The 24,643-nt window shown below is 69.5% G+C and carries 21 protein-coding genes; 10 read left to right on the top strand and 11 right to left on the bottom strand.

All coding sequences use genetic code 11. The features are described 5' to 3' along the window. The first annotated feature begins 17 nt into the window (after positions 1 to 17). A complete protein-coding gene (locus TSO352_RS11535) occupies positions 18 to 317 on the top strand; it encodes a 4-oxalocrotonate tautomerase family protein (protein WP_109107497.1) in 300 nt (99 codons plus the stop codon). Between the two features lie 110 nt (positions 318 to 427). On the opposite strand, the gene TSO352_RS11530 is transcribed toward TSO352_RS11535, so the two are convergent. Continuing rightward, positions 428 to 1,276: a helix-turn-helix transcriptional regulator gene (locus TSO352_RS11530; protein ID WP_109107496.1), complete on the bottom strand. Its 849-nt coding sequence runs from the start codon at positions 1,274 to 1,276 to the stop codon at positions 428 to 430. Positions 1,277 to 1,407: 131 nt separating this feature from the next. Between TSO352_RS11530 and TSO352_RS11525 the strand changes: the two genes are divergently transcribed. Continuing rightward, the gene (locus TSO352_RS11525; protein WP_109107495.1) at positions 1,408 to 2,304 is read left to right on the top strand and encodes an SDR family oxidoreductase; all 897 of its coding nucleotides are present in this window, start codon (positions 1,408 to 1,410) and stop codon (positions 2,302 to 2,304) included. A 28-nt stretch (positions 2,305 to 2,332) separates the two neighbouring features. On the opposite strand, the gene TSO352_RS11520 is transcribed toward TSO352_RS11525, so the two are convergent. The 6 genes from TSO352_RS11520 to TSO352_RS11490 form a co-directional block, all read right to left on the bottom strand. Then, positions 2,333 to 3,424, bottom strand: coding sequence for a TAXI family TRAP transporter solute-binding subunit (locus TSO352_RS11520; protein ID WP_247872044.1), 1,092 nt, complete (start codon positions 3,422 to 3,424; stop codon positions 2,333 to 2,335). Positions 3,425 to 3,456: 32 nt separating this feature from the next. Further along, positions 3,457 to 4,971: a hypothetical protein gene (locus TSO352_RS32935; RefSeq protein WP_146210748.1), complete on the bottom strand. Its 1,515-nt coding sequence runs from the start codon at positions 4,969 to 4,971 to the stop codon at positions 3,457 to 3,459. Between the two features lie 409 nt (positions 4,972 to 5,380). Beyond that, entirely contained in the window at positions 5,381 to 6,763 is a 1,383-nt protein-coding gene (locus TSO352_RS11505) for an FAD/NAD(P)-binding oxidoreductase (RefSeq protein WP_109107491.1), read from the bottom strand. After that, positions 6,760 to 7,068: a (2Fe-2S)-binding protein gene (locus TSO352_RS11500; RefSeq protein WP_109107490.1), complete on the bottom strand. Its 309-nt coding sequence runs from the start codon at positions 7,066 to 7,068 to the stop codon at positions 6,760 to 6,762. The genes TSO352_RS11505 and TSO352_RS11500 overlap by 4 nt, the downstream gene beginning before the upstream one ends. After that, positions 7,065 to 9,041: a hydantoinase B/oxoprolinase family protein gene (locus tag TSO352_RS11495; RefSeq protein WP_199231570.1), complete on the bottom strand. Its 1,977-nt coding sequence runs from the start codon at positions 9,039 to 9,041 to the stop codon at positions 7,065 to 7,067. The genes TSO352_RS11500 and TSO352_RS11495 overlap by 4 nt, the downstream gene beginning before the upstream one ends. 17 nt (positions 9,042 to 9,058) lie before the next feature. Continuing rightward, positions 9,059 to 11,107, bottom strand: a complete 2,049-nt coding sequence (locus TSO352_RS11490) for a hydantoinase/oxoprolinase family protein (RefSeq protein ID WP_109107488.1) — start codon at positions 11,105 to 11,107, stop codon at positions 9,059 to 9,061. Between the two features lie 257 nt (positions 11,108 to 11,364). On the opposite strand from TSO352_RS11490, the gene TSO352_RS11485 reads away from it, so the two are divergent. After that, on the top strand, positions 11,365 to 12,486 hold the full coding sequence (locus tag TSO352_RS11485) for an FAD-binding oxidoreductase (RefSeq protein WP_109107487.1): 1,122 nt from the start codon (positions 11,365 to 11,367) through the stop codon (positions 12,484 to 12,486). Positions 12,487 to 12,522: 36 nt separating this feature from the next. On the opposite strand, the gene TSO352_RS11480 is transcribed toward TSO352_RS11485, so the two are convergent. Together TSO352_RS11480 and TSO352_RS11475 are read right to left on the bottom strand one after the other, a co-directional pair. Continuing rightward, positions 12,523 to 13,401: a DMT family transporter gene (locus TSO352_RS11480; RefSeq protein WP_247872043.1), complete on the bottom strand. Its 879-nt coding sequence runs from the start codon at positions 13,399 to 13,401 to the stop codon at positions 12,523 to 12,525. Between the two features lie 146 nt (positions 13,402 to 13,547). Continuing rightward, complete coding sequence (locus TSO352_RS11475; protein WP_199231568.1) at positions 13,548 to 14,471, bottom strand: GNAT family N-acetyltransferase; 924 nt, start codon at positions 14,469 to 14,471, stop codon at positions 13,548 to 13,550. A 302-nt stretch (positions 14,472 to 14,773) separates the two neighbouring features. Between TSO352_RS11475 and argE the strand changes: the two genes are divergently transcribed. The 6 genes from argE to TSO352_RS11445 are packed head-to-tail and all read left to right on the top strand — an operon-like array spanning position 14,774 to position 21,313. Next, the gene (gene argE / locus TSO352_RS11470; RefSeq protein WP_109107485.1) at positions 14,774 to 15,898 is read left to right on the top strand and encodes an acetylornithine deacetylase; all 1,125 of its coding nucleotides are present in this window, start codon (positions 14,774 to 14,776) and stop codon (positions 15,896 to 15,898) included. Between the two features lie 53 nt (positions 15,899 to 15,951). Then, the gene (locus TSO352_RS11465) at positions 15,952 to 16,875 is read left to right on the top strand and encodes a glyoxylate/hydroxypyruvate reductase A (protein WP_109107484.1); all 924 of its coding nucleotides are present in this window, start codon (positions 15,952 to 15,954) and stop codon (positions 16,873 to 16,875) included. A gap of 56 nt (positions 16,876 to 16,931) precedes the next feature. Further along, positions 16,932 to 17,285 (top strand): cupin domain-containing protein, encoded by a 354-nt coding sequence (locus TSO352_RS11460; protein WP_109107483.1) that lies wholly within the window; start codon positions 16,932 to 16,934, stop codon positions 17,283 to 17,285. A 9-nt stretch (positions 17,286 to 17,294) separates the two neighbouring features. Beyond that, entirely contained in the window at positions 17,295 to 18,758 is a 1,464-nt protein-coding gene (locus TSO352_RS11455) for an aldehyde dehydrogenase family protein (RefSeq protein WP_109107482.1), read from the top strand. A gap of 10 nt (positions 18,759 to 18,768) precedes the next feature. Beyond that, the gene (locus tag TSO352_RS11450) at positions 18,769 to 19,812 is read left to right on the top strand and encodes a tartrate dehydrogenase (protein WP_109107481.1); all 1,044 of its coding nucleotides are present in this window, start codon (positions 18,769 to 18,771) and stop codon (positions 19,810 to 19,812) included. 43 nt (positions 19,813 to 19,855) lie between these two features. Beyond that, positions 19,856 to 21,313: an NAD-dependent succinate-semialdehyde dehydrogenase gene (locus TSO352_RS11445; protein WP_109107480.1), complete on the top strand. Its 1,458-nt coding sequence runs from the start codon at positions 19,856 to 19,858 to the stop codon at positions 21,311 to 21,313. 101 nt (positions 21,314 to 21,414) lie between these two features. Here the strand turns inward: TSO352_RS11445 and TSO352_RS11440 are convergent, their stop codons facing one another. Beyond that, a complete protein-coding gene (locus TSO352_RS11440) occupies positions 21,415 to 22,689 on the bottom strand; it encodes an FAD-binding oxidoreductase (RefSeq protein WP_109107479.1) in 1,275 nt (424 codons plus the stop codon). Positions 22,690 to 22,734: 45 nt separating this feature from the next. Further along, on the bottom strand, positions 22,735 to 23,403 hold the full coding sequence (locus tag TSO352_RS11435) for a haloacid dehalogenase type II (protein ID WP_109107478.1): 669 nt from the start codon (positions 23,401 to 23,403) through the stop codon (positions 22,735 to 22,737). 354 nt (positions 23,404 to 23,757) lie between these two features. On the opposite strand from TSO352_RS11435, the gene TSO352_RS11430 reads away from it, so the two are divergent. Further along, positions 23,758 to 24,639 (top strand): GNAT family N-acetyltransferase, encoded by an 882-nt coding sequence (locus TSO352_RS11430; protein ID WP_109107477.1) that lies wholly within the window; start codon positions 23,758 to 23,760, stop codon positions 24,637 to 24,639. The last annotated feature ends 4 nt before the right edge of the window (positions 24,640 to 24,643 follow it).

Here is a 24,643-nt window from a genome sequence, read left to right as displayed (position 1 = left end):
CAGAGGAGGATGCAAAGATGCCGTTTGTGAATGTGAAGCTCGTGGAAGGCGTGTTCAGCTCGGAAGAGAAGCACGCGATGGCCGCTGCCCTGACCGATGTCATGGTGCGCTTCGAAGGATCCGAAGCGTTCCGGGAGGTGGTGTGGGTGTTGATCGAAGAACTGCACCCGGACGGTTGGCACATCGGCGGCCGTCCTTTCCAGGGGCCGAAGTCGCTGTACGACACCCTGGATCGATCGCGCGCGATCATCGAGACCGTCGACGGACATCCGGCGTCGCGGCCGGAATGGTCGGCCGCGGTTCCGGTCAAGGGCTGAGGACCCCGCCCCCACCACGCCGCCGACGCTGGTGACCCGGCGTCGGCGGGCTGCCCTCGTGGGGGTTTGCCCGCCGGACGCGGCCGGGATCTTGGCGCCGGTCCTTCCCTTTACGGATCATCCGCAGGGTCCATCCCGACCTTTCGATCGATCAGGGCCCGGATGCGCTGTTTGACCTGCTCGTCCAACGGGTTGTAGACCAGCAGGCCCAGATCCGGACGGCCATCGACGGCAAAGGCCGAATACTCCATCTCGAAGGTACCGAGTTGTGGATGCCGGAGCTGCTTGACCCCCTCGCTCGGCGCATACACGTCGTTCTCCTTCCAGAACGTGGCGAAATCCGGACTAGCCCGGCAAAGCTCGTCGACGAGGTCGGCGATCTCCTTCACGGCGCCGGCGCGCGCGGCATCGACGCGGAAGGCACCGACCAGAAACCGCGCCATGCCTTCCCAGTCCTTCTGCTTGGAGCGGATCGTCGGACTGCAGAACACCAGACGCAGGATGTTCCGCCGATCGGGAGGGAGCTTGCCGTAATCGGTCAGAACGACCGCGGCGGCGCGATTCCAGGCCAGCACGTCCCAAGTCGCGGTTTTGATGAAGGCCGGGCAGGCGTCGAAGGCATCCAGCAGGCGCTGCAGCCGTGGACTGACGCCTTGCACCGGCTTGTACCGCAGCTCCGGCGGCCGTCCGAGCGCAAGGATGAACAGATGCTCGCGTTCGAGATCGGTGAGCATCAGGCTGCCGGCGATCCGGTCCAGGACATCGGCCGACGGCGCACCGCCGCGCCCCTGTTCCAGCCAGGTGTACCAGGTCGGGCTGATGTTGGCGCGTTGCGCCACTTCCTCTCTGCGCAGTCCCGGCGTGCGACGGCGGCCCGAGAAGCCGAAGGCCGCCGGATCGAGCCGCGTGCGGCGGTCCCTCAGAAAAGCGGCGAGCGTGTTGACGTTGTCCGTCGGCATGGGAGTCGTCCGCCTGGGGCCGATGGTCCGGGCCATCCTGGTAAACACTATACTAGGAAAACGTCACATCTTTAACAGGATAGAGCGGAGCATCAGACTGGAGGTGACGGAATTGGAAAGGTGATTCAGCCATGCGCATTTTTCTCACCGGTGCCACCGGCTTCATCGGCTCGGCCGTGCTTCCCGAACTTCTGCAGGCGAGCCATCAGGTGATCGGCATGACCCGATCCGAGGACGGCGCCCGCTCGCTGGCAGCCGCCGGTGCCGAGGCGCACCGCGGCACGCTGGAGGAATTGCCGAGCATCCGAAGCGGTGCGGAAAAGGCCGACGCCGTGATCCACACCGCGTTCGATCACGATTTCTCGCGCTTCGTCGAGAATTGCGAAAAGGACCGCCGGGTCATCGGCGCGCTCGGCGAGGTGCTCAAGGGGTCGGGCCGTCCGCTGCTGATCACGTCGGGAACCGGGGTCGGCGGTGCCGGCCCTGGCCAGCTCGCCTGTGAAGACGTCTTCGACGATCACCACGCCAATCCGCGCATCGCCTCCGAACGCGCCGGCAACGACCTCCTGGATGCCGGCGTCAACGTCGCGGTGATGCGGTTGCCGCAGGTTCACGACACGGAGAAGCAGGGGCTGATCACCCCGCTGATCGCGATCTTCCGTGAGAAGGGCGTCGCATCCTACATCGGCGAGGGGCGCAATCGCTGGCCCGCCGGCCACCGGAGCGACGTCGCCCGCCTCTATCGTCTGGCGATCGAGAGGGCGGAACCCGGCGCGCGCTACCACGCGGTCGGCGAGGAAGGCATCGAAACACGCAGGATCGTGGAGACGCTGGCGCGCGGTCTGAAGATCCCGGCGGTTTCAGTCCCGCAGGACAAGGCCGCCGACCATTTCGGGTGGATGGCGATGTTCGCGGGCATGGATATGCCGGCCTCCAGCGCCCTGACGCAAGCGACGCTCGGTTGGCGTCCGCAAGGTCCGGGCCTCATCGCCGACCTCGAAGCGATGCGCTACGACGTCGGCGCATAAAGCGCCGGAGATCTCCCCTGAGCGTCTCCTATTGCTGGGAACGGGCCTGCCAGACCAGGAACTGCTCGAACAGCTTGTCGGCCTGCTGGGGTTGGATGCCGCGTTGTTCGACGAACGCGCGGAAATCCTCCTTCCGAACCGCGGCGGATTGCGGCCCCGCTGCGGCCGATGCCTGGCGAAGCCACTGTTCGGCCGGTTCGAAGCGGGTCCAGCCGGGGACGTCGGCCGCCAGGTTGACCTCCTTCCATTTCGGATGCCGCGGCGGCTTCAGAAACTCGTCGAACTTGCTGAAGAAGGCATCGACGAAGCGGGCGACCTTGCGGTGCCGCTCCAGGTCGCGTTCCCAGCCATAGACGGCCATCACCGCGCCGACGGCGACGGTATCGACCTGTTCGCCGGGCTTGATCAGCCCCTCATAGTCGGCGTTGGTCAGGCGCGACGGCAGATAGGTGTCCAGCAGGCTCGCGCTCAGCGGGATCGACAGGAAATGCAACCCGTCCCCCGCCTTCAGGTCGCGGAACAGGCGGGTCGGCTTGCCGGCGACATAGGCCATGGCCGCGATCTCGCCCCGGCGCAGCTTCTCCAGCGCCAGGGCCTGGTCGTTGCCCTGCGGGTCCACCTTGATGCCCAGCATGTCGAAGATGAGGGACGCGGTCATGTGCGTGCCGCTTCCCTGAACATCGACGTTGACCTTGCGCCCGGCGAGATCCTCGATGCGCGTCACGTCGGGAGCGGCGAGGATGTGCATCTCCTCGTTGTAGAGCTTCGTGATGTATTTGACGCGCTGGTCGAGGTTGGGCAGAAGCTTCTCGCGCTTGGCATAGGCGAGCACGTCGGACTGGACGATGCCGACATCGATCCCCTTGAGCAGGACGACGTCCTTCAGGTTCTGGACCGAGCCCTTGCCCAGCATCGGCAGGACGCGCAGCGTGTCGCCATCGTCGAGGACCGACGCCAGATCGGCGGCGATGCGCACATAGGTGCCCTCGACCCCGCCCGACACGATGCCGACCGTTCCGCTGTTGGCGTTGACGCCGCGCGGGTCGGCGGCCGATGCCGGAACCCCGCCCGCGACAAGGCACGCTCCGACAAGAAGAATACGGACGATCGATGCCGTCATGATGGCGCCCTCCATGGATCCGGACCTGTCTGTTATCGCGACTTGCCTGCGAGCCAGACGGTCAGTTTTTGCAGTTGCTGTTCGGCATCGCCGCTGCCGGCGGCAATGGCCCGGCGGTACCAGGCGGCGGCCTGTTCGGGATCGGGCGAAAGCCCGCGGACGTGCAGCCGCTCATGCACCAGCGGGTCGTGCGTCCGGCCGAGCGCGAAAGCCGCCCTCGCATTGCCCGCCTCGGCGGCCATCTCGTAATAGAGCCGTGCCCCGGCAAGATCGCCCTGCGCGAACAGATCGTCTCCGCGCTTCATCAGCGTCGCCTCGGGAATGGTGGAGGGCGGCTTGGCCGGGCGCTGCACCGCCTCCTGCCGCCGCTGCGGGGGCTCCGGCGCCGGAGGTGGGGCGGTCACCGCCGGAATGGCTGCGACGGCGGCCGTGGCGACCGGCGGCGGCTCCGGCAGGGGAACGGCCACGACCGCCTGGACGACCGCGGGAGCGTCGGCGGGTGGTGCCGCCGGTTCCGGCGCGGGCGCCGGGGCCGTGACGAGGACCGCCGGCTCCGGCGCGGGCGCGGTGACAGCGTCGGCAGCGGCGGCGGGCTCGGGCGGGGCTGCGCTGGCGTCGCTCTCCGGCGGCTCCGGCGGTGAAAGCGGGGCCGAACTCCCGGAGACCGGCGAGGTTGTGTCCGAAGTGGTTTCTGCCGAAGAAACCGCCGCCTCGCCGCTCTGCGACGAGCCGCCCTGCGCCGGCGGCGGAGTGTTGCCGGCCTCCGGCGACGCGACGGCCACGGCGTCGGCCTGGACGGCAACGTCTCGGGCAAGCGGAATCGTCAGTTCGGTGCCCTGCCGGGCGACGACGCCGCCGCCATGATCGGTCACCGCGGTGATGAGCAACGTCACCGGGCCGGTCATGTCGGGCGGCATGCTCAGGGTGAGGCTGGTCAGTTCTTCCAGCGCCACCTGCCATGTTCCGTCGCCGACCACCCTGCCCTGCGACAGGGTGGCCTTGGGTGGAAGGTTGGAAATCAGCACATAGGTGATCGCCTCGTGCTGCGGATTCGTCTGCCCGAACGGCGAGGTGACGGCGATGGACAGCAGGGTCGGCTGTCCCGCAACACCGCCCGACGCACGCGCTGCAACGAACGGGACCAGCCGCCAGTCCGTGTCCGCCTCGCCCCCCTGTTGGACCAGCTTTTTCTGGGGCTCGTTCTTCTGGAGGTCCCTCCTCTGGGGATCCATCGTGTGCGTGGCGGCGGTGTTCGCAGGCGGCAGGGAGGGCGGCGGCTTCTCATGCACGCCGAGCCAGGATTCCAGCGTGCTGTCCGTGGCCTCGACGGACTCGGCCAGCAGCGGGCAGCATCCCTTGTCCGTGCCGGCCCCTCGGGTATCCGGCCGCCAGGGCAAGTCGTTCACCTGGATCGGAAGGGCGAGGGCCGTCAGGACGGCGAGGCAAGGGGGGGCGCGGCCGGAAGCGGAGAATACCGAATACACCCTCTCCCTTACGCTTCCAGGATGCAGTATCCAGGGTAGAAATCGGATTTGCGTTTCGCGCATGGCGGCATCCTCCCAGACAAACTCCGCTGAAGCCGCCTTTCACGGCGGTCTGCTCTAGGATTTTTGAAGACTGCGGCAACGATTTCCGCCGAGGGCTGTTTTGAATTCTTTGCTATTTCGCCGGTCACCGAAGATCGTTTTTATTCTATGGAGTAGCGCAGGAAAAACAACCATCCCGTAGAGGGCGTTTACCGTTTTACGACGGAGAGTGAGTTACTTCGTTATATTCAAGCGCAGGGCGAAAGAGGCGGGGAAGGTATCGACGGCCTCGGCGGCCGTAACAACGGGGGTGCCGCCACTGATCGCCGGCGGCCCCGTCTCCGCCAGCACGGTGTTGTCGGCGGCACCGCCACGATGGACAAGGACACCGCTCCCCCTGCGCCGCCCTGATCGGGCAACCGGGCGGCGATCATTCTTCCTCCAGCCACGCGCCGACCGGCGTCGGACGAACCGGCGCCTGCGCGCGCAGGCGCCCGGCGTCGCCGGCGTGCGCATACCCGCCGGTGGCCGCGACGAGGTCGGCCGCCGCAAGCTGGCAATAGCGGCCCTGGCAGCGCCCCATCCCGGCGCGGCCCAACGACTTCACCCGATTGGCCTCCGCCCCGCCACAGGCTGCGGTCTCACGCACCGCACCCGCGGTGATCCCCTCGCAGCGGCACAGGATGGTCTCGTCGGGCAGGGCGCGCACCTGGTCGGCCGGCCAGGGGAAGGCGCGGGCGATGCCGCGGGCGAAGCGTTCCAGCCGGTCGAGCCGCTTCAGCTCGGCCGCACCGTCCGGTCCCGGCAAGCCCAGGTCGGACAGGCAGGCCGCCGCGGCGAGGCGGCCGGCGACCTCCGCCCCATCGGCCCCGAGCAGGCGCAGGCCGTCGCCGGCCAGATAGACGCCGTCCCCGGCACGACCCATACGGTCGACACAGGGCAACCATTGCGCCCAGGTCGCATCATAGACGAACCGGCAGCCGGCGAGGTCGGCAAGCTGGGTTTCCGCCTTCAGATGCCAGCCCAGCCCGACCGCGTCGCACGCCGTGCTCCGCACCCGCCCGGCGGCGTCCTTCCAGCGGACCGCCGTCACCCCGGTGTCCGTCGCCTCGATCCCCTCCAGAGCCACACCGGCGTGGTAGAGCCGCCCCAGCCGCGCCCGCATCGCCAGCCCTTGCAGGGCGAAGGACGGGCGGACAGCAAGGTCGGGGACGGCGGCGATCTGGCCGCGCAGGCCGGCGGTGTCGAGAACCGCCGCGATCTCCGCCCCCGCCTTCAGCAGTTGGGTCGCCAGCAGGGTCAGCAACGGCCCCGACCCGGCCAGCACGATCCGCCGCCCCATCGCGACACCCTGGGCCTTCAGCGCGATCTGCATCGCGCCGAGGCTGTAGACGCCGGGCGCCTGCCAGCCCGGTATCGGGGCGAGGCGGTCGGTCGCCCCGGTCGCCAGGATCAGGCGGTCATAGCCGATCCGCCGGCTTCCGCCGTCGCCGACCGCGTGCAGCACCCCATCGGCCAGCGCGACGACCGCATGGCGCGGCCGATGGACGATGCGGCCGGCCGCCACCAGCCCGTCGAAGGCGGTGTGCAGCGCCACCGCCTTGCTGGCCTGCGCGCCATAGAGCGTTGCAGGCGGGCGGGTGAAGCCGTCGGGCGGGCGGCGGTAGATCTGCCCGCCGGCCCTGGCGCCCTCGTCGATCACCGTCGGGCGCAGCCCGGCCGCCGCCAGCGTCTCCGCCGCGCGGATGCCGGCGGGGCCGGCGCCGACGATCACGACGTGCAATTCAGGGCGGGGTTCGGTCGGCACGGTCATGGCCAATCCTCCCGCGTCCGGGTCAGCAGCCGCATGCCGTCGGCCACCGGGGTGGAACAGGCGCGCAGGCGCGGACCCTGGTCCTGCCAGATCCAGCAGTCCTGGCAGGCCCCCATCAGGCAGAATCCAGCGCGCCGCTCCGGGCCGAACTCCGCCTGCCGCAGCGCCGGAACGTTGGTCAGGATCGCCGTCAGCACCGTATCGCCCGCCAGGGCCGTACGCTCCACGCCGTCCAGCAGGAAGCGGATCGGCTCCCTTCCCGTTTCGGCCAGCCTGACCAACCGGCCGCCAACCGTCCCGCTCATTCCGCGGCCTCCCGGATCAGGGCCTTGGAGCGGGGCATCTCGGGAAAGCGGGCGTAGACCTCTTCCAGCGCGGCCTCCACCCCGTCGGCGCCGGATCGGCCGGCCATGCGGCTGAAGATTTCCGTCTTGGCGAAGAAGCGCCAGTGGATCGGCAGGCCGTCCAGGGTCCGCATCAGGACATCATAGGCGGCGGGGGTCCATTGCCGCTCGTACCCCTCGCGCTCCGGTCCGAAATGGAAATGCCCGGTGGGCGACGGCCGGCCGGAACGCAGCCGCTCGGTGGCCGCCGTGTCGAGCGCGCCGTCGCGGATGATAACGCCATACTCCCGCTCCGCCGCCGCCGCGGAGACATAGCCGCGCGCCACGTCCTGGGCCACCCGCCACGCCTCGCGAGCGAACGGATCGCCCCGGCCGCCACCACCGGCCGAGCGGATGTCCAGCACATCGCCCGGCTGCAGCACCGCGGTGTCGATGTTGCCCAGCCGCTTTTCCCCCGGCGTGCCGGGATTGACCACCATGTCGGACAGCCCCGCCGCCCGGCCGCCCAGCACACCCCAGGGGCGGAAGAAGCCGCGGTCGCGGTTGCGCGCGGTGATCCGGGTGTCGGGGGAGAAGACGCGGAAGGCCATATGGGTGGCCAGCCCGCCGCGCCAGCGCCCGGCCCCGCCGCTGTCGGTCGCCAGCCCGTAGCGGACGAACTCCACCGGGGTTTCCATCTCGGTGATCTCGATCGGCGTGTTCTTCAGATAGGCCGCGTCGGCGCCCGACCCGTTGGTGCCGTCGCGGTGCGGCATGCCGCCGCCGCCGCCGACCACCGGGTTCACCGCGGCGATGATGCGGTTGCCGTTCCGCTCGTCGGTGGTCATCACGTTGACGATGCAGTTGTTGCCGGCCGGCGCCGCCGGAAGACGCTCCGGCACCGCCTGGGAAAAGGCGCCGAAGATCACCGAGCGCAGCCGCGCGCAGGTCAGCGACCGCATCCCCACCGCCGCCGGGAAGGTCGGATTCAGCACCGAGCCTTCCGGGGTGATGCAGGTGAAGGGCCGGGTCAGGCCGGTGTTCAGCAGGATTTTCGGGTTGAGGGTGTAGAGGACGTAATAGACGCCGACCAGCAGCATGGTGTGGCGGGGATCGCCGCCCGACGGCACGTTCAGCGAGGAGGCTAACTGCGGATCCGACCCGGTGAAGTCCAGGATCGCCTCGTCGCCCTTGATTGTCAGGGTCAGCTTCAGGCGGCAGGGGTTGGCGGCGACCGAATCCTCGTCGGCGTAGTCGGCGAACACCCACTGCCCGTCGGGCATGGCGCGCAGGATGTCGCGCGCCTGCGCCTCGGCATGGTCCAGCAGCGCGTCGACGCCGTCGAGGAAGGCGGTCTTGCCGAACTTCTCGACCATCGCGAGGATCTTGCGCTCGCCGGTGTTGAGCGCGCCGACCAGCGCCTTGATGTCGCCGATGTTCAGGTCGGGCTTGCGAACGTTGGTGGTCATGATCCGCAGGATCTGCTCGTCGAACACCCCTTCGCGGACCAGCTTCATCGGCGGAAAGCGGATGCCTTCCTGATGGATTTCGGTCAGCGCCCGCGACAGCGAGGCCGGCACCGCGCCGCCCATGTCGGTGTTGTGGATGTGCCCGCCGGTCCAGGCGATGATCTCGCCGTCATGGAAGACCGGCTTCCACAGGTGGGTGTCGGGGGCGTGGGTCGCCACGAAGCCGGAATAGGGATCGTTGGTGAAGGCGACGTCGCCCGGCCGGTAATCCTCGATCATGGCGATGGCGCGGCCATAGGTCAGCCCCGGATACCAGGTCGCCCCCAGCTCCATCGGCACGCCGAAGGTCTCGCCCCGGCGGTTCAGCAGCATGACGGTGAAATCCTCCGTCTCCTTGACGAAGGCGGAATGGGCGGTGCGCTGGAGCGTGTGGGCCATGTTCTCGGCCGCCGAGCGCGCGTGGTTCGCCAGAACCTGAAGCTTCATCCGATCGAACACAGGCGTCACTCCGCAAAGGTCAGGTGGAGGTTGAGGTGCGCGTCGACGCGGGCGTCGGTCCCGGCCGGGATGGCGAAGGTGGTGTCCTCCTGGGCGACGATGGCCGGCCCTTGGAAGCGCGCGCCGGCCTGCAAATCCGCGCGGCGGTACAGCCCGACCGGGGTCACGGCGCCGCCGGTGTAGACCGGGACCGTTCGCTCCGCCGAGGCGGCGCAATCGTCCTCCCCTGCTGTGGGGAAGTGCAGCGCCGGACCGCTGCCGATGGCCGACAGGCGCAGGTTGACAATCTCGATCCGCCCGTCCGGGTCATCGAAATCATAGAGGCGGGCGTGCGCCGCGTGGAAGGCGTCGGCGATGGCACCGGGGTCGTCGCCGTCCAGCCAGGACGGGTTCAGCGGCGTCTCGATCTCATAGCTCTGGCCGGCATAGCGCATGTCGGCGACGATCAGCAACTCGGCGGCACCGGAATGACCCTGGGCGGCGAGCCAGTCGCGCCCCTCCGCGCCCATCGCGGCGAACGCCTCGCGCAGCGCCGGCATCAGTCCGGGGGACAGCTCGGCGAACAGGGTGCGGACGAAATCGCCGCGCAGGTCGGCGACCAGACCGCCCAGCGCCGACACCACACCCGGCCAGCGCGGCGCGACGACCCGCGGCATCCCCAGCTCGCGCGCCAGGAACACCCCCAGCATCGGGCCGCCTCCGCCGAAGGGCATCAGCGCGAAGTCCCGCACATCGACGCCGGCGCGCGCGGCCATCTTCTCGACCTCCGCGAACATCTCCGACACCGCGACGTCGAGGATGGCCTGGGCGGTGGCCTCCAGCGAACGGCCCAGCCGGTCGGCCAGACGACCGACGGCGGCCCGAGCCAGTCCCGCATCCATCTGCAACTGTCCGTAGGCCATCTGGCTGTGGCCGAGCCAGCCGCACACCACCATGGCGTCGGTCACCGTCGCCCATTCGCCGCCGCGGCCGTAGCAGGCCGGACCGGGCGTCGATCCGGCGGATTCAGGACCGACGCGCAGCACGCCCTGCCCGTCGACGCTGGCGATCGACCCGCCGCCGATGCCGATCGAGCTGACCGACACCGACGGAATGTGCAGCGGAAACTCGCCGATCATCTCGCCGACGCCGAACTGGGCCTGACCGTCGATGATCAGGGCGAAATCGGCCGAGGTGCCGCCGATGTCGAGCGTCAGGATGCGCGGCTCCCCTGCCTGCCGGGCCAGCCACGCCGCGCCGTTGACGCCCGACGCGGCGCCGGACAGCAGCATGTGGACGCAGGCCCGCTTGCCCTCCGCCGCGTTCATCACGCCGCCGTTGGATTTGGTCAGCAGCGGGCGGGCGGGCACGGCGCGGCCGGCCAGCCGCTCCTCCAGGGCCGACAGGTAGCCGGAGATGCGGGGATGGACATAGGCGTTCAGGATCGCGGTCGTCGTCCGCTCATACTCGCGGATCACCGGCCAGACCTCGGCCGAGGTGAAGACAAACAGGTCGGGGGCGAGCCGGGCGATCTCCTCCTTCACCGCGGTCTCGTGGCCGCCGTCGCGCCAGGAATGGAGGAAGGAGACGACGACGCCCACCGCACCCTTGGCCCGCAGTGCGGCAACGGCATCGGCGACGGCGGCCATGTCGGGGGCCTGCCGCTCGGTCCCGTCGGAGCGCAGGCGGGCGGGGATACCGAAGACCATGTCGCGCGCCACCAGCTGGTCGGGGCGCGAGCAGAACAGGGAATAGGTGTCGGGCATGCGCAGCCGGGCGAGTTCGATCACATCCTCGAAGCCTGCGTTGGTCAGCAGCGCCAGCGGCGCGCCCTTGCGCTGGATGACCGTGTTCATCCCCACCGTCGTGCCGTGCACGAAGCGGGTGACGGCGCGCGGGTCCATCCCCTCGCGCTCGGCCAGCAGGGACAGGCCCGTCATCAGCTCCGCACCGGGATCGTCCGGCGTCGTCAGCACCTTCAGCGACGCCACCCGGCCCGACCGGGTGTCCAGCGCGCAGAAATCGATGAAGGTCCCGCCGATGTCGACGCCGACCTTCCAATCGGCCTCACCCATTCCCCCGTCCATTTGATAGTCCTTCCGCAAGTCGGCGTGTGTCTGATCTGGGGAAAAGCTGACATGGCGGGCCGAGGGCGGTCTAAGACCCAATGACGGCAAACGCATAAGGCGGACTTATGCACCGTGCCTCCAACAGCCCGATCCATAGCCCGGCCTTATGGGATCATGCCCAACCCGTCTTTGACCCGCCGGCCGGTCGTGGGCAGCCTGACCGATGGGGCGGAGCCGCGTCCGCCCGCATGGGGGAGAGGTCGATGAGGGTTATCGTGCTGGGCGGCGGGTTGATGGGATCGGCCGCCGCCTTCTTCCTGGCCCGGCGCGGCCTGTGCGTCACTCTGTTGGAACGCAACCGCGTCGGTTCGGGCGCCACGGTGGCGTCCTTCGGCAACATCCGCCGCAGCGGGCGCTATCTGCCGCAACTGCCGCTCGCCCACCGGTCGCGGGCGCTGTGGGGTGAGGCGGAGCGGCTGCTGGGCCGCGACGTGGAGTTCCGCGCCACCGGCCATCTGCGGCTGGTGTTCGACGAGGGCGGGCTGGACGACATGCGCCGCTACATCGCCGACGCGCGGCCCTGGGGGCTGGAGCTGGAGGAGCTGACGCCGCCGGAGATCCGCCGCCGCTTTCCGGGGCTGGGGCCGGCGGCGATTGCCGCGTCCTTCTCACCGCAGGACGGCAGCGGCAACCCGCGCCTGATCGCGCCGGCCTTCGCCGACGCCGCCCGCCGCCTGGGGGCCGAGATCGTCGAGGAATGCGGGCCGGTGGAGGTATCGGCGACCGGTTCGGGCTTCGAAGCGGTGACGCAGCGGGGCCGCTTTGCCGCGGACTGCCTGTTGAACGCCGCCGGCGCCTGGGGTGCCCGAATCGCCGCCGGCTTCGGCGAGCCTGTGCCGATGTCGGCGTACGGGCCGCAGATGGGCGTCACCGAACCGCTGCCGCACCGGATCCTGCCGGTGGTGGGCATGTGGTCACGCGCGGGCGGCGACGGCTATCTGCGTCAGGTGGAGCGCGGCAACATCGTCTTCGGCGGTGCGGCCGAGCGTGTGGCGGTGCCGCTCGACCCCGGCCACGCCAAGGCGGACCCGGCCCGGCTGCCCGGACAATTGCGCGGCCTGATCCGGCTGCTGCCGGCCATCGCCGATGTGACGGTGATCCGCACCTGGTCGGGCTGCGAGGGCTATGTCGCCGACAAGCTGCCGGTGATGGGTCCGTCGGCGACGACGCCGGGGCTGTTCCACGCCTTCGGTTTCAGCGGTCACGGGTTCCAGCTCGGCCCCGGCGTCGGCGACGTGATGGCGGAGGTCATCGCCACCGGGGGCACCGACACGCCGTTGCGCGACTTCCGCATCGACCGCTTCCAGACCGTCGGCCAATCCTGACCGCGCCGCCGCGGCCCGCCGGTCAGGATGCGGTCCTCAGCGGGCGGAGCCCAGCGCTTCGGACCGGGCGGCGAACCGGCCGGCCAGGGGGACCACCAGCGCCGAGGCGGCGATCACTGCGGCTCCGGCCAGACTGACCGGCGACGGCAGCAAGCCGAAGATCAGCGCGTCGAGGATCAGCGCCCACAGCATGGCGGTGTAATCGAACGGCGCCTGGGTCGACACCGGCGCACGGGCCATCGCCTCGGTCATGGTGATGTGCGCCAACCCGCCGGAGATGCCCGCCCCGACGAGACAGGCCAGCGACAGTCCCGTCGGAGCGATCCAGCCGAACGGCCAGCTCGCCAGACCGCCAAGCGCGCAGAGGGCCGCGAAGTAGAAGGCGATGGTCCCCGGCGCCTCGGTCGCGGTCAGCGTCTTGATCTGCACTCGCCCCGCAGCGGTGGCGACCGCCATCGCCAGCCCGGCCGCCACCCCGATGATGGTGTTGCGATCCAGCGTCGGCCCTTCGAAAGCCGGGGCGAGCATCAGGACCACCCCGGCGAAACCGGCGAGCGCGGCGCCGATGGCCACGGCGCTCGGCCGTTCCCGCAGGAACAGCACGGCGGCCGGCACCGCGATCAGCGGCGCCAGGAACCCCAGCGCGGTCGCCAGCGCCAGCGGCAGATAGGCCAGCGAGACGAAGGAGAGCACCATCGCCGCACCGCCAAAGAGATTGCGCTTCAGATGCCCGACCGGCTGCCGCGTCTTCAAGGCCGACGGGAATTGCCGGCGCCACATCAGATAGGCGACGATCGGCGGCAGGGCGAAGGCGCTGCGGTAGAAGACGATCTGTCCGATCGGAGCCTCGACGGTGGCCAGCCGGACGAACAGCGACATCACCACGAACAGCCCGGCCGACACCAGCCGAAGCACCACCCCGCTGCGATTGCCGGATGACGTTGGCGCGCGGGTTGGCTGGGGCCTCGGTTCGGGCACGGGTTCGGACTGCGGGCCGGCGGAGGGTTCCGGCGTCTGTCCCGGCATGATCGGCGCATCCTTCTCAAAAAGCCGGTGACGGCTCAACCCAGGGCCTGGGTGGCGAGTGCGAAGGTGACGGGGCGGTCCGGCCCGCGGGTCGCCGGATCGGTCAGCGGCGCGCCCAGCGACATGGTCAGGACCGTGTCGTGGATGCGCAGGCCCGACCGGGCAACGAACAGCGGGAAGATCCCGTCGTCCAGATGGGTGTCCAGACGCAGGAATCGGCCGTCATGCTCGTCCACATGGGGCCGGACCACGGCGACCGCGTCCTCGTCCAGCCCGGCGACCACCGGACCGACGACATGGCCGCGGCCGAAAGGACGGCAGAGAGCGAAGGCGGCCAGCGCGCCCTCCCGCTCCAGACCATAGCCGACCGACTGCTCGAACAGCCGCGCGATCAGCCCGGCCCGCGAGGTCCCGAAGGCGCGCGCGTCCAGCGCCGTCACCGCCGCGAGGTCGCCCGCCTCCAGCCGGCGCACCGGCTGCCCGGAGGCAGGCTGGTCGCTCCGCCGTGCCTCGCCCTGGCACTGGAACACGGTCCGGTTCGCCACGAAGCCGAGCGAGCGGTACAGCGCCAGCGCCGCGCGGGTGGCGTTGAGCCGGTAGGTTCGCCCCGCCGACGCCGACAGCACCCGCTTCATCAGCCATTCGCCGACCCCCAGCGATTGCAGCCGGGGCGAGGTCATCACCATGCCGATGGTCGCGAAGTCATCGCCATGGGGAAACCACATCGCCGACGCCAGGACGCGGTCGATCTCATCGAGCGCGACGAAGCCGTGCCCGACCTCGCGCGCGAACTGCCAATCCTCCGCGCGGTGCGGCCAGCCGACCGAGATCGACAGCGCCTGCAAGCGCTCCAGGTCGATGTCGGCGACGTCGGCCATCCGCGCGTCGAAGGCGTCGACCGTCAGGGAGGGCGGTAACGCACCGTCCCCCGATCCATCATCCAGCCCGCGTTCGCTCAAAGCGTCCTCCTGCCCGGAGTTTCTAGTGCGTGAGGCGGTGCTCCTTTGGGTCAACCGATACGCCTGAGCCACCAACCGCGTCCCGAGATTACCGGGGTACCCACCGCACAAATCACCGCAAAGCGTCGGGACGACACAACAATCATCCAAATCGCCCATGCATTCAGCATGGAATGGAGCGCGTCCCCGCTAAGATCGTGAGTGCCGGAGCCGCCAAGGCCGCCGCCCCTCTCCACACACCAGCAGAACCGCAACGACTCCCCGCGCCCACAGCGCGCAGCACGGGACAAGGTGAGGCCGTCATGACCGTGATCGACATCCTGAAGGATCTGATCGCCTTTCCCTCCGTCGTCGGGACCCCCAACGGCGCCATCGTCGACGGGATCCGTGGCGTTCTGGAAGCCACCGGGGCCCGCGTCCGGGTCCTGCCGGGACCGGAGGGCGACCGGTTCAACCTGTTCGCCACCATCGGTCCGGCGATGGTTCCGGGCTATGTCCTGTCCGGCCACATGGACGTGGTGCCCGCCACCGAGCCCGAATGGACCAGCGAGCCGTTCCGGCTGCGCGCCGACGGCAACCGCCTTTACGGCCGCGGCACCTCGGACATGAAGGGCTTCATCGCGGCGGCGCTGGCGGCGCTGCCGGCCCTGACCGCCGCCCCGCTCGCCCGGCCGATCCACTTCGCCTTCACCTATGACGAGGAGGCCGGCTGCCAGGGCGCACCGCATCTTCTGCCGCATCTGCCCGACCTGTGCGCGCCGCCGCTGGGCGTCATCGTCGGCGAGCCGAGCGGCCTGCGCGCCATCCGCGCCCACAAGGGCAAGGCGGCGGCCCGGCTGACGGTGCGCGGACGATCCGGCCACTCCTCCCGCCCCGACCAGGGGCTGAACGCCATCCACGCCATGGCCGACGCGCTGACCGCCGCCGTCGCCCAGGCCGACCGGCTGACCCAGGGGCCGCTGGATTCGGTCTTCGAGCCCCCCTATTCCTCGCTTCAGGTCGGCACCATCCAGGGCGGGCTGGCGGTGAACATCATCCCCGATGCCTGCACCGCCGAGTTCGAGGCCCGCGCCATCGCCGGGGTCGACCCCGTCACCCTGCTGGAGCCGGTGCGCGCGGCGGCGGTGCGGCTGGAGGAGCGCGGCTTCGCCGTCGACTGGACGCAGACCGGCGCCTACCCCGCCCTGTTCCTGGCCGCCCGCTCGCCGCTGGCCCGCCTGCTGGAGGAGCTGACCGGACAGGAACCGCTGGCCGCCGTCAGCTATGGCACGGAGGCCGGTCTGTACCAGACCGCCGGGATCGACGCGATCATCTGCGGCCCCGGCGACATCGCGCGGGCGCACCGTCCCAACGAACACATCCTCGTCGAGGAACTGAACGCCTGCCAGTCGATGATCGAGGCGCTGGGCCTGCGCTGCCGTCTTTGACCGTCATTCGAACCAGCCGCGCATCGCCACAGGGACGCCCCCAAGGAACATCCATGACCTTCCTGTTCAATTCGGATGCCGCGCGCGGCGCCGTCTTCGCCGAGGCCTTCGCCCGCGAACTGCCCGACCTGCCCTTCTCCATGGACCCGGCCGGCGTCGATCCCGACGACGTGCGCTACCTGATCACCTGGACCATCCCGGACAACCTCGCCCGCTACCGCAATCTGGAGATCGTCTTTTCCATCGGGGCCGGGGTGGACCAGTTCACGATGTCCGCCCTGCCCGATCCTGTGAAGGTGGTGCGCATGCTGGAGGACGGCATCGTCCGCATGATGCAGGAGTACGTGACGCTGGCCGTGCTGTCCCTGCATCGCCAGATGCCGGCCTATCGCGCCCAGCAGGCGGACCGCGTCTGGCGCACCCGGCCCCAACCGCAGGCGGCACAGCGCAGGGTCGGCATTTTGGGCTTGGGCGTGCTGGGTCAGGCGGTGCTGGAGCGGCTGAAGCCCTTCGGCTTCCCGCTGTCGGGCTGGAGCCGCTCGCCACGCCAGATCGACGGCGTGGCCTGCCACCATGGCGCGGATGGTCTCGACGCGATGCTGGCCGAGACCGACATCCTGATCGTTCTGCTGCCGCTGACCCCCGACACCCGCGGGTTTCTCGATGCCCGGTTGTTCGCCACGCTGCCCAGGGGGGCCGGTCTGGTCCATGCCGGGCGCGGGCCGCAGCTGGACCATGCGGCCTTGCTGGACGCGCTCGACAGCGGCCAGTTGTCCGGGGCCGTGGTCGACGTGACCGATCCGGAACCGCTGCCGGCCGACCATCCCTTCTGGATCCATCCGAACATCCTGCTGACCCCGCACGTCGCCAGCGTCACCCAGCCGGAGAGCGCGGCCCAGGCGGTCATCGCCAACCTGCGCCGGCATTTCGCCGGGCAGGACCCGGTCGGGCTGGTCGACCGGCAGCGCGGCTATTGACGCATCCACCCGACACTCATTCTGCGGCACAGCCGCTCACCAACAAGGGTCCCCTCATGTCACTGTTGAAGACCATCGATCCCGCCCCGACCTTCGCCCCGCGCGAATCGACCCCGATGCCGGAACGGCTGATCGCCGGGTCGCCCGCCTTCAAGACCTGGGCGCAGGACGCCGCCAAGGACGACAAGGTCCTGACCGGCGTGTGGGAGGCCACGCCGGGCGAAACCCGGTCGATCAAGGGCGAGACCTTCGAGTTCTGCCACATCCTGTCCGGCGTCGTGGAGATCACCCCGGACGCCGGGGAGCCGGTGGTCTACCGGGCGGGCGACAGCTTCGTCATGAAGCCGGGCTTCACCGGCGTGTGGAAGACCATCGAGACGGTCCGCAAGATCTACGTCACCATCACCTGAGGGCGCGTCATGAGCCTGTCCTTCGCCCCGGATTGCCTGCCGCTGCCGATTGGCCATTTCATCGGCGACCGCCTGATTCCGGCGGAGGACGGGCTGCCCATGCATCGCCCGTCGGACGGCCGGGCCTATGCCGACTGCCCGGTGGCCTCATCCGACCTCGTCGATGAAGCGGTCGCCACCGCGCAGGCTGCGCTGACGTCCAGCAACTGGGGCGGCGTGCGCCCGCGCGAACGCACCGCCGTGCTGCAGCGCTGGGCCGCCCTGATCGAGGCGGAGGCGGAAACCCTGGCGAAGGTGGAGGCGCTGTCCTCCACCCGCCCGGTCGGCCAGCTGGTCGCCGGCGACGTCGCGGTGACGGCCGAGCAGATCCGCTTCTTCGCCGAATTCGCCGACAAGGAGGGCGGCGACCTCGCCCCCACCGACGACGGCAGCCTGGGCATGGTGATGACGGAGCCGTACGGCGTCGTCGGAGCCATCACGCCGTGGAACTTCCCGCTGTCGATGGCGGGCTGGAAGCTCGGCCCGGCACTGGCCGCCGGCAACGCGGTGGTGCTGAAGCCGTCGGAGATGACGCCCTTCTCCACCGTCCTGCTGGCGCAGTTGGCGGTGAAGGCGGGCGTTCCCGCCGGCCTGATCAACATCGTCCAGGGCGACGGCCCAACCACCGGCGCCGCCATCACCCGCCATCCCGGCATCGCCAAGGTCAGCTTCACCGGGTCGACGGCGGCGGGCTCGGCGATCATGGCCGACATCGCCCGCAGTGGCGTCAAGCCGATGACGCTGGAACTCGGCGGCAAGAGCCCGCAAATCGTCTTCGCCGACGCCGATCTGGAGAAGGCGGCGGCCGCCATCGCGACCAGCGTTCTGTCCAACGCCGGCCAAGCCTGCGTCGCCGGCTCGCGCCTGCTGGTCGAAGCAAAGGTGGCCGAGCCGCTGATCGGAATGATCCTGGGCCACATGCGCGCCGTCCGCCCCGGTCCGACCTGGAACGAGAAGACGCGCTATTCCCCCATCATCTCCGAACGCCAGCGCGCCCGCATCCACGCCATCGTGTCGGCGTCGCTGACCGGGTCGGTGGAGTGCCTGACCGGCGGTGCACCGATGGAGGGCGAGGGGTATTTCTACGCCCCGACCCTGCTGGCCGGGGTCGATCAAAGCTCCCCCGCCGTGGTCGAGGAGATCTTCGGTCCGGTCCTGACCGTGCAGAGCTTCGACACCGAGGAAGAGGCGATGGCGCTGGCCGACCATCCCACCTACGGCCTTGCCGCCGGCCTCTACACCCGCGACCTGTCGCGCGCCATCCGCCTGACCCGGCGGCTCCAGGCCGGGACGGTGTGGGTCAACCGCTATGGCCGCTCGCGCGACCACATCCTGCCGACCGGCGGCTACAAGCGCTCCGGCATCGGCAAGGATTTGGGACGCGAGGCCTATCTCGCCAACCGCCGCAGCAAAAGCGTGCTGATCGGCCTTTAAGGGACGTTCGATGAAAACCCACTCCATTGCGATCATCAAAGGCGACGGCATCGGACATCCCGTGGTCGATGCCGCCTGGGAAGTGCTGCAAACCGTGGCGAAGCCGTCCGGCTTCGCGCTGGCGGGGACGGAGATGCCCTGGTCCTGCGCCCATTACAAGGAAACCGGCGTCATGATGCCGGCCGACGGCATCGACACGCTGCGCACATACGACGCCATCCTGCTGGGTGCCGTCGGCTGGCCGGCGGAGGTGCCGGACGCGGTGTCGCTGCACGGGCTGCTGCTGCCGATCCGCAAGGCGTTCGACCAGTACGCCAACGTCCGCCCGCACCGGCTGCTGCCGGGGGTGGAGGGGCCGCTGCGCCGCGGCGGCTTCGACATCCTGTGCATCCGCGAGAACACCGAGGGCGAATATGCCGGGGCCGGCGGGCGCGTCCATCAGGGAACGCCGCATGAGGTGGCGGTGGAAACCGGCGTCTTCACCCGCATGGGGGTGGAACGGATCCTGCGCTTCGCCTTCGCCCAGGCGCGCGCCCGGCGCGGCAAGCTGGCCTCGGTCACCAAGTCGAACGCGCAGAAATATTCGATGGTGTTCTGGGACGAGATCACCCGCCAGCTGGCCGCCGAACACCCGGACGTCGAGGTGACGAGCTATCACGTCGACGCCATGGCGGCGCGCATGGTGACGGCGCCGGACAGCCTGGACGTCGTCGTCGCCTCCAACCTGTTCGGCGACATCCTCACCGATCTGGGCGCGGCGATCCAGGGCGGGCTGGGCTTCGCCGCCTCGGCCAACCTGAACCCCGAGCGCAAGGCGCCGTCGATGTTCGAGCCGGTGCATGGCTCGGCCCCCGACATCGCCCATCTCGGCATCGCCAACCCGATCGCCGCCATCTGGTCGGGCGCGATGATGCTGGAGCATCTGGGGGAGAAGGCCGCCGCCGACCGCGTGATGGCGGCGCTGGGCGACACCACCGGCCGCGGCATCGGCACCGTTCCCGGCAAGGACAAGACGGACGCGATCACCGCCGCCGTCCTGTCGGCCCTGTCCTGACGCCGGTCCCCCGCAAACCATACGCAGCGGAACACACACGACCATGACCCATCACTTGACGGACCCCTCCCTGTTCCGCGTACAGGGGCTGATCGGCGGGCGCTGGTGCGACGGGACGGCCGGCCGGACCATCGATGTCCAGAACCCGGCGACCGGCAGCAGCCTCGGCACCGTTCCCGACATGGACGGCACCGACGCCCGCGACGCCATCGCCGCCGCGGCGAAAGCCTACCCCGCCTGGCGCCGCCGCACCCATGCCGACCGTGCCGCGCTGCTGGAGCGCTGGCACGCCCTGATGATCGAACATCTGGAGGATCTGGCCCGCATCCTGACGCTGGAGCAGGGCAAGCCGCTGGACGAGGCGCGGGGCGAGATCCGCTATGGCGCCTCCTTCGTCAAATGGTTCGCCGAAGAGGCCCGGCGCATCGGCGGGACCACCATCCCCTCCCCCACCCCGGACCGCCGCATCGTCGTGCTGAAGGAACCGGTCGGCGTCTGCGGCATCATCACCCCGTGGAACTTCCCCAACGCCATGATCACCCGCAAGGTGGCCCCGGCGCTGGCCGCCGGCTGCACCGTGGTGATCAAGCCGTCGGACCTCACGCCATACTCGGCGCTGGCGCTGGGCGTGCTGGCCGAGCGGGCGGGCATCCCGGCCGGCGTGGTCAACATCCTGACCGGCCGGCCCGAAGCCATCGGCGAGGAAATCCTGGCGAACGAGACCGTCCGCAAGATCTCCTTCACCGGCTCCACCCGCGTCGGGTCGCTGCTGATGCGCGGGGCCGCCGCCGGCATCAAGCGGCTGAGCCTGGAGCTGGGCGGCAACGCGCCCTTCATCGTGTTCGACGACGCCGATCTGGATCAGGCGGTGGAGGGTGTCATCCTCTCCAAGTTCCGCAACGGCGGGCAGACCTGCGTCTGCGCCAACCGCATCCTGGTGCAGGCCGGCGTCTATGACGCGTTCCGAGACCGGCTGGTCGCCCGCGTCAACGCCATGCGGGTGGGATCGGGGCTGGAGCCGGGGGTCGCCATCGGCCCGATGATCAACGCCGCCGCCGTCGCCAAGATCGAGCGCCACGTCGCCGACGCGGTTGCCAAGGGCGCGAGCGTCGCATCCGCCGCCGTCGCGGCGGATGGTCCGCAATACGTCGCCCCGGTGGTGCTGACCGACGCCACCACCGACATGCTGCTCGCCAACGAGGAAACCTTCGGCCCGGTGGCGCCGCTGTTCCGCTTCGAGACCGAGGAGGAGGCCATCGCGCTGGCCAACGCCACGCCGTTCGGGCTGGCCGCCTATTTCTACACGCAGAACCTCGCACGGTCCTGGCGGGTGGGCGAAGCGCTGGAAGCCGGCATGATCGGGCTGAACACCGGCGCCATCTCCACCGAGGTCGCCCCCTTCGGCGGCGTCAAGCAGTCCGGCCTGGGCCGCGAAGGGGCGCAGGTGGGCATCGAGGAGTATCTGGAGCTGAAGACCTTCCACATTGGCGGGCTGGGCTGAGCCATTCAACGCCCTCTCCCGGGACGGGAGAGGGCGAATGTCGCCAAATCCGATAACCCTTGGGCCGACACCCAAGGGTTCTTTTTTGCTCATCCCGACGATCACTGAATGCGGTCGAGCGCCTTGTAGTACAGGCCGACCAGCGGCAGGAACCAGGGCTTGCCGAAATGGCCGGGGACGGCGGGCCAGGACAGGCCCTTCAGCGGGTTCCGGTCTTCCCGCCCCAGGATCGCGTCGGCCATGGTCATCCCGAGATGGGTCGACAGTTGCGCCCCATGACCGGAATAGCCCATGGCGTACCACAGACCGTCCTGATAGCCGGCGCGCGGGTAGCGGTCGCTGGTCATGTCCACCAGACCGCCCCAGCAATAGTCGATGTCGATGCTGGCGATCTGCGGGAAAATCTGCGCGAGGCTCGCCCGCAGGATCGCGCCGCTCTTGGCGTCGGAGCGCTGGTCCGAGGTTGCCGAGAAGCGCGCCCGGCCGCCGAAGATCAGCCGCCGGTCAGGCGACAGGCGGAAGTAGTTGCCGATGTTCATCGACGTGACGTAGGTGCGGTTGCCGGGCACCACCGAGGCGATCTCACCGTCGCTCAACGGGCGGGTGGCGATGATGAAGCTGCCGACCGAGATGATGCGGCGACGGAAATGGCTGAAGTTCGGCGTGGTGTAGGCGCCGGTGGCGACCAGCACCTCCCTGGCGGTGATCGTGCCACGCGGGGTGGACAGCGTGTGGCGGTCGCCCGAGCGGGTGATGGCGCCGACCGGCGCGTTTTCGACCAGAACGGCGCCATGCCGCTTGGCGGCGTCGGCCAGCCCGGTGGCGAAGCGGCCCATGTGCATCATCGCGCTTTTGCGCGACAGCATCGCGCCGTGGAACGGCGAGCCGACCTCGCCCTTCAACTCTTCGGCGGTCAGCAGCGCGGTGTCGGGATCGACCTCCCGGTGCACCGCCTCGAAGTTGCGGGCGATGGCGTCGAAATGCGCGGGCTTCGAAGCCAGCTTCAGCTTGCCGGCACGGCGGAAATCGCAGTCGATCCCCTCTTCGGCGATCACCGCCTCCAGCGTGTCGATGGACTGGTCGAAGGCGCGGTAGAGCGCGATGGCGCGCTCCGTCCCCAAGGCGCTCTTGGCGGCGACGAAACTGTGGGCGAGGCCGCTGTTGAGGTGTCCGCCATTGCGCCCCGACGCCCCACCACCGACGCTGCCCGCCTCCAGCACGATCACCCGCGCCCCGGCCTTGGCCAGCTGGCGGGCGGCGCCCAGGCCGGTGAACCCCCCTCCGACAACGGCGACGTCGTAATGCCCCTCGACGGCCCCCTCGGCCCCGCCCGTGAAGGCGGGAGCGGTGTCGTGCCAGTAGGAGACGAATTTCATGACCTGGGTCCTTCCCATTACAGCCTGAACCTTGAAACCCGCCCCTTACAGCCCGACCACGCCGGGCAGGCCGGAGATGTCGCGAATCTCCGTGTAGCCGTAGAAGGGGTTGGCCGGTTCGTGGCCGCGGTTGACCCACACCTTGTTGCGGATCCCCAGGTCGTGCGCGGACATCAGGTCGTAGCGGAAAGAGGAGGAGCAGTGCAGGATGTCCTCCGGCCCGCAGCCGAGCATGTCGAACATGTATTCGAACGCCTTGAAGCGCGGCTTGTAGGCCTGCGCCTGTTCGGCGGTGTAGACGGCGTGGAAGGGCGCACCCAGCTTTTCCACGTTCGACATGATCTGGTCGTTCATGGCGTTGGACAGGATGACCAGCGGGATTTCCTTGGCCACCTTCGCCAGCCCGGCCGGCACGTCGGCGTGCGGCCCCCAGGTTGGAACCCGTTCATAGACCATGCGCGCGTCCTCGTCGCGAAAGACGACGTTGTTGCGCTTGCAGGTGCGCTCCAGCGAATTGTGCACGACCTCGGCGTAGGGCTTCCAGTCGCCCATGATCTCGTCGAGACGGTAGGCGGCGAAATTCTTGATGAACTCCGTCATCCGTGCCTCGTCGAGGATCGATCCGTACAGATCGCGCGCGGCTTCGGCCATCTGATAGTTGATCAGCGTGCCGTGGCAATCGAAGGTGACGTATTTCGGCCGAAACTGGCTCATGGCTGCTTCCTTGAAGATGGAGCGCGATGGGAGAGGGATGGGATGGGGCTCGATCGGCCCTGCCCCACGATCCTAGCCCCGCCGCGATGCCGGGCCTGACCGAATTGCCCGGCACGAAAGCACAAAGTTCCGTTTCCGTCTGGGCGCTCAGCATTTGGTTGGGAGCGGAACCGCGGCAAGGCGCCCCGAACGGGGTACAGACGCCCCATCCGCGGGATCGGTGGCGTCCGCCACGGCATAAGATGCGGCCGGCTGCCGAAGCAAAGGTGGAAGATGTCGCGGCGGGCGTCGCCTTCAGACAAACGTCCGGGGGCGGTGCGCCCACTCTTGGGACAGAGGGTGAAAGGACTGCCCATGAGCAAACAAGCGTGCAAACAAACGGCTAACGAACGAACCGTTCACTGTCTGGCTTTCGAGCCGACGCATCTCACGGATGCGCTCGCCCTGTCACGACAGGCGCAATGGCCGCACCGGCTGGACGACTGGGCCCTGACCCTCGCTCTCAGCCAGGGGCTGGTCGCCGTGGACCCGGAAGCGTCGCAGCTGGTCGGCACGGTGCTGATGACCCCCTACGGCGACGACGCGGCCACCATCAACATGGTCATCGTCGATGAAGGCTGGCGCGGGCAAGGCCTTGGCCGCCGGCTGATGGATGAGGCCATGGCGTTGGCCGGAGACCGCCCCCTGCGCCTCGTCGCGACCCGCGAAGGGCTGCCGCTCTACGAAAAGCTGGGCTTCCGCGAGGTCGGCACCGTCCTTCAGCACCAGGGGGAAGCCGGCCCGGTGACGTTTATCGGGGCGGGAGAGGTTGCCCCGGCCGACGCCGGCGACCGCGCCGCCATCGCCGCCCTCGACCGCCAAGCCTTCGGCGCCGACCGCGGCCGGCTGCTGGACCGCTTCGCCGAGATCGGGGCCTTCACGCTGCTGCGGCGGAACGGCATTCCCGTCGGCTTCGCCGCGCTGCGCGACTTCGGCCGCGGGCAGGTCATCGGCCCGGTGGTTGCCCCCGATTTGGACGGCGCCAAGGCGCTGATCGGCCCGATCATCGCCGCGCATCCGGGGAAATTCCTGCGGGTGGACACCACCGCCGACACCGGTCTCGCTCCATGGCTGGCCGATTGCGGCCTGCGCCACGTCGGCGGCGGCATCGCCATGCGCCGCCCCGCTCCACGGCCGACACCCCAATCGGCGGCCCCCGTTTTGACCTACGCGCTCGCCAGCCAGGCACTCGGCTGATTCG

Source organism: Azospirillum sp. TSO35-2, assembly GCF_003116095.1.
Lineage (GTDB): Bacteria > Pseudomonadota > Alphaproteobacteria > Azospirillales > Azospirillaceae > Azospirillum.
The sequence above is the reverse complement of the archived record's forward strand: the minus strand, read 5'-3'. Positions and strand labels throughout refer to the sequence as shown.

Bases quoted from the DNA above. Each gene is read 5' to 3' on its own strand.
- argE (WP_109107485.1), top strand. From the start codon at position 14,774: ATGACCGTGATCGACATCCTGAAGGATCTGATCGCCTTTCCCTCCGTC.
- TSO352_RS32935 (WP_146210748.1), bottom strand. From the start codon at position 4,971: ATGCGCGAAACGCAAATCCGATTTCTACCCTGGATACTGCATCCTGGA.
- TSO352_RS11455 (WP_109107482.1), top strand. From the start codon at position 17,295: ATGAGCCTGTCCTTCGCCCCGGATTGCCTGCCGCTGCCGATTGGCCAT.
- TSO352_RS11535 (WP_109107497.1), top strand. From the start codon at position 18: ATGCCGTTTGTGAATGTGAAGCTCGTGGAAGGCGTGTTCAGCTCGGAA.
- TSO352_RS11450 (WP_109107481.1), top strand. From the start codon at position 18,769: ATGAAAACCCACTCCATTGCGATCATCAAAGGCGACGGCATCGGACAT.
- TSO352_RS11505 (WP_109107491.1), bottom strand. From the start codon at position 6,763: ATGACCGTGCCGACCGAACCCCGCCCTGAATTGCACGTCGTGATCGTC.
- TSO352_RS11530 (WP_109107496.1), bottom strand. From the start codon at position 1,276: ATGCCGACGGACAACGTCAACACGCTCGCCGCTTTTCTGAGGGACCGC.
- TSO352_RS11435 (WP_109107478.1), bottom strand. From the start codon at position 23,403: ATGAGCCAGTTTCGGCCGAAATACGTCACCTTCGATTGCCACGGCACG.
- TSO352_RS11440 (WP_109107479.1), bottom strand. From the start codon at position 22,689: ATGAAATTCGTCTCCTACTGGCACGACACCGCTCCCGCCTTCACGGGC.
- TSO352_RS11490 (WP_109107488.1), bottom strand. From the start codon at position 11,107: ATGGGTGAGGCCGATTGGAAGGTCGGCGTCGACATCGGCGGGACCTTC.
- TSO352_RS11525 (WP_109107495.1), top strand. From the start codon at position 1,408: ATGCGCATTTTTCTCACCGGTGCCACCGGCTTCATCGGCTCGGCCGTG.
- TSO352_RS11445 (WP_109107480.1), top strand. From the start codon at position 19,856: ATGACCCATCACTTGACGGACCCCTCCCTGTTCCGCGTACAGGGGCTG.
- TSO352_RS11460 (WP_109107483.1), top strand. From the start codon at position 16,932: ATGTCACTGTTGAAGACCATCGATCCCGCCCCGACCTTCGCCCCGCGC.
- TSO352_RS11485 (WP_109107487.1), top strand. From the start codon at position 11,365: ATGAGGGTTATCGTGCTGGGCGGCGGGTTGATGGGATCGGCCGCCGCC.
- TSO352_RS11430 (WP_109107477.1), top strand. From the start codon at position 23,758: ATGAGCAAACAAGCGTGCAAACAAACGGCTAACGAACGAACCGTTCAC.
- TSO352_RS11465 (WP_109107484.1), top strand. From the start codon at position 15,952: ATGACCTTCCTGTTCAATTCGGATGCCGCGCGCGGCGCCGTCTTCGCC.
- TSO352_RS11500 (WP_109107490.1), bottom strand. From the start codon at position 7,068: ATGAGCGGGACGGTTGGCGGCCGGTTGGTCAGGCTGGCCGAAACGGGA.
- TSO352_RS11520 (WP_247872044.1), bottom strand. From the start codon at position 3,424: ATGACGGCATCGATCGTCCGTATTCTTCTTGTCGGAGCGTGCCTTGTC.
- TSO352_RS11495 (WP_199231570.1), bottom strand. From the start codon at position 9,041: ATGAAGCTTCAGGTTCTGGCGAACCACGCGCGCTCGGCGGCCGAGAAC.